Source organism: Psychroserpens algicola, from assembly GCF_014526325.1.
In the GTDB taxonomy this organism is placed as follows: domain Bacteria; phylum Bacteroidota; class Bacteroidia; order Flavobacteriales; family Flavobacteriaceae; genus Psychroserpens; species Psychroserpens algicola.
In genome coordinates this window covers 1072150-1086616 of sequence record NZ_JACNMJ010000001.1, presented here as the reverse complement: position 1 = coordinate 1086616, position 14467 = coordinate 1072150, and the positions used below count along the sequence as shown (strand labels likewise).

General features: G+C 35.2%; 8 protein-coding genes. 6 read left to right on the top strand and 2 right to left on the bottom strand.

Annotated elements, in window-relative coordinates; translation table 11 throughout:
- The first annotated feature begins 92 nt into the window (after positions 1-92).
- Genes H7350_RS04530 through H7350_RS04520 form a run of 3 tightly spaced genes read left to right on the top strand, consistent with a single transcriptional unit; the run spans position 93 to position 3288 of the window.
- Positions 93-407 (top strand): antibiotic biosynthesis monooxygenase family protein, encoded by a 315-nt coding sequence (locus tag H7350_RS04530; protein WP_204344673.1) that lies wholly within the window; start codon positions 93-95, stop codon positions 405-407.
- Positions 408-439: 32 nt separating this feature from the next.
- Positions 440-2788 carry a penicillin-binding protein 1C gene (pbpC, locus tag H7350_RS04525; RefSeq protein ID WP_204344672.1) on the top strand — a complete coding sequence of 783 codons (2349 nt, stop codon included), beginning with the start codon at positions 440-442 and terminating at the stop codon, positions 2786-2788.
- A 56-nt stretch (positions 2789-2844) separates the two neighbouring features.
- A complete protein-coding gene (locus H7350_RS04520; RefSeq protein WP_204344671.1) occupies positions 2845-3288 on the top strand; it encodes a hypothetical protein in 444 nt (147 codons plus the stop codon).
- Between the two features lie 55 nt (positions 3289-3343).
- Here H7350_RS04520 and H7350_RS04515 read toward each other — a convergent pair whose 3' ends face one another.
- The gene (locus tag H7350_RS04515) at positions 3344-4411 is read right to left on the bottom strand and encodes an endonuclease/exonuclease/phosphatase family protein (RefSeq protein WP_204344670.1); all 1068 of its coding nucleotides are present in this window, start codon (positions 4409-4411) and stop codon (positions 3344-3346) included.
- Positions 4412-4548: 137 nt separating this feature from the next.
- Here H7350_RS04515 and H7350_RS04510 point away from each other — a divergent pair, with 137 nt between their 5' ends.
- The 3 genes from H7350_RS04510 (at position 4549) to H7350_RS04500 (ending at position 9318) form a co-directional block, all read left to right on the top strand.
- Positions 4549-7395 (top strand): TonB-dependent receptor, encoded by a 2847-nt coding sequence (locus H7350_RS04510; protein ID WP_204344669.1) that lies wholly within the window; start codon positions 4549-4551, stop codon positions 7393-7395.
- Between the two features lie 64 nt (positions 7396-7459).
- Positions 7460-8878: a DUF5689 domain-containing protein gene (locus H7350_RS04505; protein ID WP_204344668.1), complete on the top strand. Its 1419-nt coding sequence runs from the start codon at positions 7460-7462 to the stop codon at positions 8876-8878.
- Positions 8879-8940: 62 nt separating this feature from the next.
- The gene (locus H7350_RS04500; protein WP_204344667.1) at positions 8941-9318 is read left to right on the top strand and encodes a hypothetical protein; all 378 of its coding nucleotides are present in this window, start codon (positions 8941-8943) and stop codon (positions 9316-9318) included.
- Between the two features lie 149 nt (positions 9319-9467).
- Here the strand turns inward: H7350_RS04500 and H7350_RS04495 are convergent, their stop codons facing one another.
- Positions 9468-14393: a choice-of-anchor L domain-containing protein gene (locus tag H7350_RS04495; protein WP_204344666.1), complete on the bottom strand. Its 4926-nt coding sequence runs from the start codon at positions 14391-14393 to the stop codon at positions 9468-9470.
- Positions 14394-14467 lie beyond the last annotated feature (74 nt).

The window sequence follows — 14467 nt, the reverse complement described above, 5'->3', positions numbered from 1 at the left end:
TGTGAGATTCTGAAACGAGTTCAGAATGACGAAATTTACAATTAATAGTAATGAGTCAACGAGTTCAGAATATCGAAATAATATAATTTAAGATGAAAAACACGAAACCTTACTACGCTGTCATATTTACTTCATTGCAGTCTGAAAACACTGAAGGCTATTCAGAAATGGCCAATCAGATGGAAGTTTCAGCAAAACAACAAGAGGGTTTTTTAGGGATAGAAAGCGCTAGAAGCGACCTCGGAATCACAGTAAGTTACTGGGAAAGCCTCGATGCTATTAAAAATTGGAAGCAACACAGTGATCATCTCATCGCGCAACAAAAAGGACGTAAAGACTGGTACAGTTACTATAAAGTACGCATCTGTAAAGTGGAGCGTGAATACGAATTCACAAAAGATAACTAATGAGATTCTGAAGTAAGTTCAAGGTAAAGACAATGAAACTCATACGCTACATAAAAAAACATAAAAGGAAGTCTGTCGTTTTTGGAATACTTCTCATCGTGTATGCTTTTTGTTTACCTGCGGAATTATTTAAAGATCCAACAGCCACAGTAATTACGAGTAAAAACAAGGAGCTTTTAGGAGCTCAAATCGCTACTGATGGCCAATGGCGTTTTCCTCATAATGATAGTATCCCAGAAAAATTTAAAACCTGTATCATTCAGTTTGAAGATGAATACTTTTACGAACATCCAGGATTTAATCCTATTTCAATTTTTAAGGCCTTAAAAGACAATATAAGCTCTGGAGAAGTCAAACGTGGTGGCAGTACTTTAACTCAGCAAGTGATTCGTTTATCCCGAAAAGGACAAGCGCGAACCTATCTTGAAAAAATCAAAGAAATAGTGCTCGCCACACGCTTAGAACTCCGCGATTCAAAATCTGAAATCCTGGCTTACTATGCTAGTAATGCTCCATTTGGCGGTAATGTTGTTGGGTTGGATGCGGCATCATGGCGTTATTTTAATAGAGATGCGCATCAATTATCCTGGGCGGAAAGTGCAACACTGGCTGTTTTGCCCAATGCCCCAAGTTTAATTTATCCTGGGAAAAATCAAGAGCGCTTATTAGCAAAACGAAACCGTTTACTCAAAAAATTATTAGACAATGGCATTATAGACGACTTGACCTACCAGTTATCCATTTCCGAAGCACTTCCTCAGAAGCCTTATGCATTACCTCAAATAGCGCCACATCTTTTACAAAAAGTTGCGCAATCGCATCGTGGTGAACGCATTCAAACCACTTTAGATACCAAGCTTCAGGAACGTATTAATCATGTGGTTAAAAACCAGTATAACATTTTAAAACAAAACGAAATTCATAATGCCGCAGTACTTGTTCTCAATGTACATACCCGAGAAGTACTGGCTTATGTTGGCAATACACCAACCGATAAAGCGCACCAAAAAGATGTTGATATTATTGACAAACCTCGAAGCACAGGAAGCATTTTAAAACCCTTTTTGTACGCTTCAATGTTAGATGCAGGTGATTTGTTGCCCAATACTTTAGTAGCCGATATTCCAAGTCAGTTTGGGAGTTATAATCCCGAAAACTTTAATAAAGATTATGATGGTGTTGTTCCTGCGAGTCGCGCTTTATCACGTTCGTTAAACGTTCCTGCGGTTCGTATGTTACAAGATTTTGGACTGGATCGGTTTCATCAATATTTAAAACAACTCAATCTTAAAGATTTAAAATACAATGCCAACCATTATGGATTATCCCTTATTTTGGGAGGCGCAGAAAGTAATCTTTGGGATTTGTGTAAAAGCTATGCATCGCTCTCGTCTACACTCAATCATTTTTCTGAAACCTCGAGCGAATATTACACCAACGAATTTGTAGAGCCCACTTTTATAGCTTCGGAAAGCGTCGATTTTGGAACAACATCAACTGACAAAACGTTATTTGATGCCGCGTCGATTTATTTAACCTATGAGAGTTTAAAAAAAGTCAATCGTCCTGAAGGTGATGAAAGCTGGGAATTTTTTGACGATTCGAAACAAATCGCCTGGAAAACAGGAACGAGTTTTGGTTTTCGGGACGCCTGGGCAATTGGTACCACCAAAGATTATGTTGTAGGTGTTTGGGTTGGTAATGCCGATGGTGAAGGGCGTCCAGGTTTGGTTGGCGTTCAAACTGCAGCGCCTATTTTATTTGATGTGTTTGATATATTACCTCATAGTGATTGGTTTGCAAAACCCTATGACGAGATGCAAGAGGTAAACATCTGTTCAAAAAGTGGTCATCGTGCCTCACCAGTTTGCGATGACGTGGAACCTACGTTTATTCAGAATAGTGGTTTAAAGACAGAACCTTGTCCGTATCATATTTTAGCACATGTGGATCGCACTGAAACCTATCAGGTCAATTCGTCCTGTGAAGATTTAAATGCCATCAAGCATACATCTTGGTTTGTATTATCACCTTTAAAAGCCCATTATTACAAATCTAAAAATCCGTTTTATAAACCACTTCCAAAATTGCGACTGGATTGTGCTGGAGAAGTTCAGGAAACTATGAATTTTATTTATCCGAAACGAAACAATTCGATTTTTCTTCCGAAGGATTTTAACGGCAAAACGAATGATTTAATTCTAAAAATTGCACATTCAAAACCCGAAACTCAGGTCTACTGGTATCTGGATGAAACCTATGTAGGTTCTACGAAAGACATTCATGAGTTGGCGATAATTCCGAAGAAAGGCAAACACATTATTACGGTTGTTGATGCATTTGGAAACGAAACAAAACGAGAGATTTCTATTTCAGAATAACACATAAGGCGTATTAAATTATTACATTTGTTTATCTAATTTCTAAACTATTAAACATGTACGACGTTGTTAAAATGCTCCATTCTTATTGGGCATATCTGGCTTTACTAATGATTGTTATTGCATCATTGAATGCATTATTTAAGTTTTTTGGGAACAAAGAATTTCAAGCAGTTGACTTTAGAATTTCGCTGTTTACATTAATCGTGATGCATATTCAACTCTTAATAGGCTTTGTATTGTATTTTACATCGCCTTTCGGATTTAAAAATTTAAGTGCTAATGGTGTTAGTGGTTTAGATGCTTTATCCCGACTACTAGCAGTAGACCATCCTTTTGTTGGGATTTTGGCTGTAACTTTAATTACGATTGGCTATTCTAAGCATAAAAAGAAACTTACTTCTAAGCCAAAATTTAAGATGTTAGCTATATTTTACACCTTAGGTTTGGTTCTTGTACTCTCAAGAATTCCTTGGTCAAACTGGATGAGCTGGATGTAAAAAAAAATGCGCTATAAATTTATAGCGCATTTTTTTTATCAATGATAATTTGTTTTTAGTCTACTTGTTTAATAAGGTAAACATACACAGGGAAGTGGTCACTAAATCCGTTAGTAAATCCGCCGTCAGCAAAACTTCTAAATGGATACCCTTTATATCGTCCTCTTTTGTTAGTAAGGTAGGTTTTGTTATAAATACCAGCTTTATAAAATCTAAAAGACGAATAATCATCTTTAGCAATTAGCGGCTCAGTAAGCATAATTTGATCGAATAAACTCCAGGCGTCTCGGTAAGCTGTTGTTCCGTAGCCTTTTTCAGTAAACATTTTTTCAAAAGGATTGTATATTTCCTTTAAATCGATATCATCTTTATCAGCTTTAGCTTTTAAAACATCTTTTACACTCGAGTTTGTAGGATCATCATTTAAATCGCCCATGGTGAAAATTTTAGCATGAGGATCTTTAGATTGAAGTGAATCTATTATTTTCTTATTAAGTTGTGCAGCTCCAACACGTTTTGAACGACTTCGCGCTTCACCACCACTTCTAGATGGCCAGTGATTTACAATGACGTGAATAGGATCGCCATCTAATTCACCACTAACCAGTAACTGATCTCTGGTAATCACACGGTCTCTTTTAACATCATCATAAATTAATAACTCATATGATTCATGACTCGTAGGCTTAAATAATTTTTTCTGATAAAGCAATGCTACATCAATTCCTCTTACGTCTGGAGATTCGTAATGAATAATTCCGTAATCTTTAGCTAATAACAGTGGATGATTAACAACATCGACCAATACGGCTCTGTTTTCAATTTCACAAACACCAATAATTGCAGGTGTATTTCCAGTAACGTCAGCTCCAATATCGGCTATAACTCTAGCCATATTGTTGACTTTCTTTTTATAAATGCCTGATCTATCAGCTTTAATTTCCATTATAGGGCTGCGCTCATCAAACTTTGTTACATCATTAATAGTATCAAATAAATTCTCTAAATTGTAGAATGCTACAGTGTGAATTTTAAATCGTTTTTCTTTTTTTCCATTTTGGGAGAAGCCATTAAATGCCGTTAAAAAACAGATAATTGCTAAAGAAAAATGTAGTCGTTTCATAGTTTAAATATTATGTTATCGTTATGATGTTTACAAATGTCGAGCCAAAAGTATGTATTTATTATAAATAATGTAAATTTGCACGCTTTAAATAACTATTATTTAATGCATAAGAACTATTAATCTTAAAATAAGGCATGAAAAAAAGTTTTTTTATTATTTTATTTGGAATGTTCTCGCTATTGACTGCATTTGCACAAGACACTATTGTTAAAGGTAGTGTTTTAGATGGAACAACAGGAGAACCAATTCCCGATGTAACTATTACAATTGAAGAAACCTCACAATCTGTAACCACAGATTCTAATGGAGAATTTCAATTTAACACCATTGTTCCTTTAGGTGAACAAGTACTTAGAGTTGAAAAGCAAGGTTATGTTACAAAACGTTATCCTATTGTTGTTAATGAAGGTCAAACCGTAGATATTAGCGGAATGACTCTTAACTTTGATAGTGACAAATCTGATTCTTTCGTTATTTCAATTTCTGATGACAATTTAAATAGTGAAGACGATGGATTAACCGACAATATCTCTGGTTTACTTCAAGCATCTAGAGATCAATTTTTAAGCGCAGCAGCTTTCGATTTTAGCGCCACATTTTTTAGACCTAGAGGTTTAGATAATGCTAACGGAAAAGTGCTTATTAATGGTATTGAAATGAACAAACAGTTTAGTGGTAGACCACAATGGGGAAACTGGGGTGGACTAAATGATGTTCAGAGAAATCAGGAATTTTCTATGGGTATGTCTGCTAATGATTACTCCTTTGGTGATCTTGCTGGTACCAACAATATTGTTATGAGAGCCTCTAGATATCGTGAAGGTGGTAGAGTATCTTACGCTTCAGCTAACAGAAGTTATACTGGACGTATTATGGCAAGTTACAATTCAGGTATTCTTGAAGGTGGATGGTCTTACTCTGTTTTAGCCTCTAGACGTTATGGAGATGAAGGTTATGTAGACGGAACGCTATACGATTCAAATTCATTTTTTGCTGCTGTTGAGAAAAAAATCAACGACAAGCATAGTATTAACTTTACAGGAATATATGCTCAGAACAGACGTGGTCGTTCTACAGCGATTACAGATGAAGTTCTTAACTTAAAGGGAAGACAATACAATCCGTTTTGGGGGACTCAAGATGGTGAAGCTAGAAACTCTAGAGTAAGAGAAATAGAAGAGCCTATTTTAATGTTAAATCATTTCTGGGATATTTCTTCTAAAACAAAATTAAATACAAATATTGCTTACCAATTTGGTAAAATAGGTAACACTAGAATTGATAATGGAGGAACACGTCTTGTGAACTTCAACGGTCAGGCAAGTTACATAGGTGGTGCTAGAAACCCAGATCCATCTTACTACCAAAATTTACCAAGTTATCATTTAAGAGATGAAAATCCAACGTCTTACGATTACGAACAGGCTTTCCTAGCTGAGCGTAACTTTAGAAACGATGGTCAACTCGACTGGGATGCTTTATATAGTGCTAATGCTACTGTAAGAGCTCAAGGTGGAAATTCTATTTACGCAATCCAAGAAGATAGAAATGATGATTCTCAATTTACAATCAACTCAATTTTAGATACTGAATTATCTGACCGCGTTAGACTTAACGCCATGGTAAGCTACAGAAAACTAAAAAGTGAAAACTTTGCCAACCTTAAAGATCTTTTAGGAGGAACAGGTTACTTAGATGTTGATTTCTTTGCTGAAGAGGATTCAAATGTTATTGAATCTTTAGAAGATGTTGCTCAAAGTGATTTAAGAAATCCTAATCGTATCGTACAGGAAGGAGACCGTTACAAATACAACTATGAAATTGATGCAAATGTTGTTACAGGTTTTGCTCAGGCACAATTTAAATACAACAAAGTAGATTTTTACGTTGGTGCAAATATTTCTCAAACCACTTACCAAAGAAATGGATTGTTTGAAAACGGAAACTTTTCTGGCTCACGTTCTTTTGGAAAAAGTGAAAAGTTAGACTTTTCTAATTATGGTATTAAAGCTGGTGCTACTTATAAAGTTACTGGTCGTCATCTTATTGATGTTAATGCTAGTTATTTTACAAAAGCACCAACAATCAGAAATTCTTTCAGTAATGCAAGACAAAATAATGATGTTATTATTGGATTAGAAAGCGAACAAATTCAATCTGTTGATGCAAGTTATATTTTTAGATCTCCAATTGTAAAAGCCAGACTTACTGGATTCTACTCTGGATTTTCAAATGGAACAGATATCGGATTTTTCTTTACTGAAGACCTTGCCGGATTAGGTTTAGATACAGGTGATGCTTTTGTACAAGAAGTGCTTACTAACGTAGAAAAAAGACATATCGGTGCAGAATTAGGTATTGAAGCTCAAGTAACCCCAACTATTAAATTAAAAGCAGCAGCTTCTGTTGGGCAGTATACATTTAATAACAATCCTAACTTATACCTAACTAGTGATGATTTTGATGGCCCATTAACTTTTGGAGATGGAACAACTAACATCAAAGATTACCATGTAGCTGGTGGGCCTGAACGCGCTTATCAAATAGGATTTGAATACCGTGATCCAGATTTTTGGAATGTAGGTCTTACTACCAACTATTTTTCTAATGCCTATATTGATGTAAGCAACTTGGCTAGATCATCTAACTTCACGACAGACTTTGACGGTCAACCAATCGTTGGATATGATGAAGACATTGCAAGAGAATTACTTAAACAAGAACAGTTTGACGACTATATACTTGTTAATGTTGTAGGTGGAAAATCTTGGAGAGTAGGTGATTATTTTGTTGGATTCTTTGCCACTATAAATAATATATTCAACCAAGAATACAAAACAGGTGGGTTTGAGCAATCAAGATTACCTAAATACGATAGATTACTAGAAGATCAATCAAGAGATAATGGTCCTGTGTTTGGTTCGCGTTATTTTAACGGGAATGGAACTACATACTATTTAAATGTATATCTTAGATTCTAAAAAAAGCTTAAACATAAATTACAAAATAATATCCTTTATTAAGGATGAGATAAAAAAAGAAAAAATGAAAACAATTAAATTAAACAAAATCATACTACTCGCTTTAGGTTTAGTGGTATTTAATGCTTGTGTTCAGGATGATGATTTCGATACACCTAATGTAGATGTAACTGACCCTGTTATCACTGGAAATATTATTGATATTGATGCTGTTATTGGAAACTTAACACAGTCTGGAGAAGATATTATCACATTTGAAGATACAAATAACTTTATGGAAGGTTATGTGATTTCTAGTGATGAAGGTGGTAACTTTTTTGAAGAATTAGTATTACAAGATAAACCTGAAAACCCAACAGCTGGTATTGTTGTTCAAGTTGATGTTAACCCATTGTTTACAATTTATGACTTTGGAAGAAAAGTTTATATTAAACTTGATGGTTTATCAGTTGCTGTTGATAATGGTGTTGTACAAATTGGAAGAAGAGAAGGTAATAACTTAGAAAAAATTGCTGCTTCTCAAATGTCAGAAACTATTCTTCGAACTTCTGAAGTTGCTACAATTGTACCTTTAGAAGTGAGCATTAGTGATTTTTCTAATGATTTAGAAAGTTTATACATTCGTTTAAGCGATGTACAATTTAACAGAGATGACGTTCTTGGTGACAACCCAAAAACGTTTGCAGCCGAAGATACCGATCAGTTTGATGGAGAGCGTGTGTTAGAAAGCTGTACAAGTAGCTCTTCAGTAATCTTTAGCACAAGTACCTTTTCAGATTTTAAATCATTATTATTACCTGCAAACAGAGGTAGTGTTGATGGTATTCTTACTAGAGATTTCTTTGATGAATTTTATACAATTTATATCAATTCTCCAGAAGATATCAATTTTGATAATGATGTACGTTGTGATCCTATTGAGTTATCATGTGGTTTAGCAGATACAACAGGAACAAATAACCTTTTTGAAGATGATTTCGAATCGCAATCTACAAATTCTTTAATTTCTGGTAATGGTTGGACAAATTTCATCGAAGCAGGTTCAGAAGGATGGGAAGCTTATACTCAAACAGGTACCAATTCATCACAAGGCATTTCTGCTAGAGTTGGTTCATTTAACTCTGGTGATGCTAGTACTGTAGCTTGGTTAATTACTCCTGAAATTGATTTAGATGCTAACACTGGTGTTACATTAAACTTTGAAACGTCTAACAGTTTCTCTGATGGTAGTACTTTAGAAATTTTATTCTCAAATGATTGGGATGGAACTGAAGCTGGTATTACTAGTGCTACTTGGGGAATTGTTAACGATGCATATGTAACTCAAGACAGTGACTTCTTTGGAGATTGGTTTGAGTCTGGAAACGTTGATTTATCTTGTGGATCAGGTCAAATTTATATCGCATTCAAGTATGTTGGAAGTGGTGAATCTGATTTTGATGGAACTTACGAATTAGATTTTGTGAGTATCGACGCTCAATAATATTAAACTCTTATTATAAAAGCCACATCACTTTTGATGTGGCTTTTTTATATCTATTACCTATGACTACATTTGATTTATTATTTTTTAATGTTTTCCATCATTATAAGCCTACTCAAAAAAAGAAAGCTAATACGATAGCCTTATTTTATATTTCAACACTTCAATGTAGCCTACTTTTACTTTCAGGAGTTCTTATAGCCTTGTTCCTAAATGAGATGAATACAGTAGCCTTATCTTCAGGTAAAGCATGGACGCTTTTCATTATGGCGAGCATCTTTATTTATTTTAAAAACTGGATTCAGTATAGTGGAAAAAAAAGACGGGTTCTAAATGCTAAAAAAAATACGAAACATCAACCTCAACACTATAATATCTGGGTGCTCTGGGCTTTTTTAATAGGTTCTACAGCTTTATCAATCATTTTACTTATGGCGTAATATCAATTTTTAGAAGTATTATCTATTTGCCTCATCAACAATAGACTTAAGAAGTATTCTAATCTATTTTAATACGGGTAAATATGCTTCATAAAAAAGCCTCTAACATAATTGTTAGAGGCTTTTTGATTATACGTATTGAGTTAGTATTAATTAGCTCTTTGTATGTAAACCCAAGCGCTTCTTCTTTCACCATCTCTGTATTCCATGGTATAGAAATAAGTTCCAACAGGCAATTCTTCACCATCATTGGTTTGTCCATACCATTCATCAGTATAATTCGTTTTAGAATAGACTAAAGTTCCTAATCTGTTAAATATTTCTAATTTACTTACTTCATAACTACTCAAATCAAATGTGTCGTTCATACCGTCCCCATTTGGAGAAATTCCCTGAGGAATCACACAACTTTCTAATTCTATAACAGTTTGAGTTGTAATACTAGAACAGCCTGTATCATTGAAAATAGCTTCAATTTCATAATCTCCAGCAATTAATACCGGAAGTGTCAATCCATTTTCTCCGTCAATCAACACACCATCTAAGTACCAGTTAATTGTAACTTCTGAAACTGAATAATTTACAGGTGTAGCTTCAATAATAATTGGTACAGTAGCATTAGGACAAACTTCATAATCAAAATCTTGAGTAAAAGTTGTCTCTGGCTCAATTCCTAATACCAGATTAAAGCTTGTAGTACTTTGACAACCTGTATCATTATTTACAACCAATGCATGTACAGTTTGTGGGTTTGATAAACTTGTATAAGGACTCGCCAAAGGACTCACGCCATCTATTGCATCTTGTTCAGTCAAATGATACGTTACGGTAAAATCGTCCGGACTTTGAGTCTCTCCTAAAATTGGTAAATCACTGTCAGGTAAATTAAATACTGCTGTATCATTTCCTATAGAACAACCTACTAAATCAGGTGGTGTATTTGCAATAGGTAGTGGCAAAAATTCAACTAAAATATCATCAGAGATGATACAAGACGGTGAGAAAATAATTTGTGTTGTATAATTTCCTGGTTCAGTTACTATCAATGTATTTGAAGTCTCTCCATCAATTACAAAACCATCTTTAAACCATACATGATCTACTGAAGGTGCCTGCGTTTGTAAAGTAATTGGCTCCCCTAAACATGCAGCAGTACCAGAAGCGATAGTAATATCTGCTCCTAATTCTACTTCACCAATATCAAAACTACCTGCTTTTAAGAATACCCCAGAATCTAACGCTGTATCTGTAGCATCTGCCATAACTAATTTTATGTGATAGGTTTCACCAATGTTCACAGGAGAAAACGCTGTAAATACTGTGGTTCTACCATCAAAAGAAATTGGAGGAAGGTTTTGAGGTATATAACCTCCAAAGTACTCTTCATTTATGGCAGGACATCCTGGATTTTCAGGGTGAATATTTGTTACTAATATAGGCGTTGTAGTTCCTGGTAATACAGCAAGATTTGTTGTAATACCATTTTCATCAGTTAATAGAAATGCAAATGCATCTGAGAATGTACATTCAAACGTTCCGCCAGTACTTCCATTATATTCTTCTGAAGCCATTAAGAAATCAAAACTTATTTCATCTGAAAGTGGTACAAAATCAAATTCGATAATACTAGCGTTATTAGAAGTAATTCCTACAGCGGCATCTAATTCGGCATCTCCAGGCCAACCAAAGCCACCATCACTCATCGCATCAAAGTTAGGCCCTGATGCTCTACTAGCATCTCCTGATGTTAATATGATACCCTCTTCGAAAGGGAAACTTCCTTCATCAGAAGAGAAATAGCCAATACCATTTACATCTCCAAAATCTGTTCCTGTCGTGAATTCAATATTTGTAATTTGAGCACAAGGACTATCTATTAAAATATCTACAACAAGTTCTTCAATAGTATAAGTATCCTGATCTACTGATACGTTTCCTGTGCCTGGTCTGATACATAAATCGAAGGTATAATCGACACCTTCATCACCTGCAGAAAATACTCTAATATAGTACGTATTACCAATAGTTAAAGATGGTGTTATACTTGCGTTATCTGCCGAACAGTATAACTCAACTGGAGTATCGCAAGTACCTTCATAAACAGCGTGATCTAAATCCTGAAAGAAACCTCCTCCATCAATATTTAGTAATTGAATTATTTGAAATTCATCAACTGCTGTAAACTCGAACCATACATCATCATCAGGATCTCCAGCACATGTTCCTACCGGAATTCCAGATTCTGTAGCTTCTAATAAAGTTCCAGGAGTAATAATATCACAACTGTCATCAGCATTCACACCAGCAACCGTTGCATTACAAGGGTTATCATTATCTGGTGGACAAGCTAATAATTGAATCGCATTACTATTGATAACACAATTAACATCTTGATCATTGCTTAAAGTGATAATTACATCTACACCAAATGGGAATGGACCAACCTGATATACACCAGTGGCAGAGGCAGACACAGTATTAGCATCTATATTATTAGAAATCGTTAGTGATGTTGCGTCTCCTAAAGAAGTGACATTCACATCGACTAAAAATTGCTCTCCATTGTCACAGTCATCAACAACTTGATACGTTGCAGTAGGGTTTATACATGTCGCGCAAGTGACTGTATAGTCGATACCATCAGAACAACAGAAACTATTAGATGCACAACTTACTGAGCCGTCTGATGTTATTTGAAAAAAGATGGTATCTCCTGTTGATTGAAATACTAATCCGTCTAATACACCATCATTACCTTCACCATTATATAATTCTGTTACTCCATCGGTATCTAAAACCACAAGGAAATCAAATGGCGCACCTTCAATTTCTCCAGAATTAATCGTAATTCTTACTGGTGAACCATCAGAACTTGTGTAAGAAAACTGATTAGCATCATTATTATCATAACAATAGAATGCGTTTAAAGGACCTGATGAACAATCTACAATATTATCGATACAAAACTCCTGAGTTAATGAATTGCTTGTTAATGTACAATTTGGATCATCATCATTAGCAACTGTAATTTCAACAGGTGTATTATTTGCAAAAGGACCAAAAGAAACAACACCTGTAGCACTCACGGTTTGAGGAGCACTTCCTTGGTTATCACTAATAGTTACTGATGTTGCAGAACCTAAGTCTGTTAAATCAACATCAACGAAAAATCCTGGTGATACAGCGCAATCTGACACTACTGTGTATGTTGCTTCAGGATTTACACAAGTTGCACAAGCAACTGTAAAGTCCCACTCTGTAGTACAACAGAAACTACCAGATGCACAACTTACAGAACCATCGGCATCAATTTCTAAATATAAGGAATCACCCGTTGAATCAAATTGTAATCCTGAAAGGTCACCTCCATTATTACCTTGATAAATTAATGGTGCCGTATTATCTTGACCATCGTACACTAATATATCATCACAACAAGATTCTATACCTCCAGCGTTAAATGTTAACCTAACTGGACTTCCGTCTGTAGATTCAAACAACCAAGCTGTATCGTCATTATTATCATAACAGTAATTAAATTGAAGTGGTGGTTGTGTACAATCTACGAGGTTTAATACACATTGTTCTTGTGTTAATGTACTACTGGTTGTATTACAATTTGCATCATCATCATTTTCTACTGTAATTACAACAGGCGTATTATTTGCAAAAGGACCAAACGTAAACACACCCGTAACAGTTGTATTTTGAGCGGCACTTCCTTGATCATCAGAAATAGTCATCGATGTTGCAGAACCTAGATCGGTTAAATCAACATCTACAAAAAATTGTGGTCCGTTGATACAATCTTGTCTAACAATGAAATCTACAACAGGATCTACACAAGTGTTTTCTGTAATAGTTAGAGTATAAGCTACACTTTGAGGCGATGCCCAAGTAGATATTACGATATAATAGGTTTGTCCATTAGTAACCGTAAAATTATCTATGATTAAATCATCTTGAGCAAAACCGTTCACAATACCAGCTTCACATTGGTTTCCAATATTAGCACAATCTGTATACACAAAAACACCTGCATAATTATCATCTAAACCTGATAAAGAAATATCTATAGACGTATCAGCAGTAGGTGTGTAGGCATAGACAACATCGTCACCATTTAAATATCCAAAACCAGATCCACAATCAGTTCCAGGTACACCAGCATAATCATCTAAATAGTTTGAAGTATTGTCTGTTGAGACATATGGTAAAGGTGTAGTAACGACTATAGGGTTTTCACAAACCTCACCAGGTCCACTTAATCTATATGCGAATGGTCCAACCCAAATACTTGTGCCATCTGCTCCGCAATCTCCTCTAACATAGAAGTCATAATTTGTACCTTCAGTTAATCCTGTTGCTGTGTAAGGATTGTTGGTTGTCACAGTACCCGAATCTGCATCTGTTGGCGCTGGTCCTCCAGCCTCTTGGTTAATAACCTCCCAAACGGTTTCAGTTCCACCTGGTGTCCAACTTAAATCAGCTGTGTTTGATGTAATATTAGTTACTGTTAAATCAGTAGGGAAATTACAAGTTGAATTATAAACTTGAACATTATCAACTAACCAATACCATGCCCAATCATTCCCATCATTGTAGACGAATCTAATTTGCATGTTAGCATTAGAATATGCTGTAATGTCTATATGTTGCTCATCTGGTGCATTGAATCCTCCAACATCAGCATTTTGATTTAAAAGTTCAATCCAGTTCGTACCATCAAAAACTTCAACAACAGCTGTGTCTGGACCAATATTATTGTAAAACTGATCAAAATCTAAAAACAAGGCCACTGCTCCTGTAGTATCAAATACAGGTGAGGTCAAAGTCTCAATAAGTTCGGTCCCGTTTCCGTTAGTATCACTATCTGCAATAGCACAGTTAGTACCATCAAGACTATTTATTCCGCCTTGCTGACCAGAAATCCACGAATCCCCTGTCGCACCACCTTCATCTGTAATGGTCCATGTATCTGGAATTTCAGTATCAAAATTTTCTTGTAAATACGTTTGCGCGTCCACCCAAGAACAAGTGAACAAGAGTGTTAGTATTATAATATATTTTTTCATTGGTGTTGGTTGTTTTAACTTTTTTCTTTTACATGATATAGTTTAGCAATCTATATTATAAACAATAAAAGCCC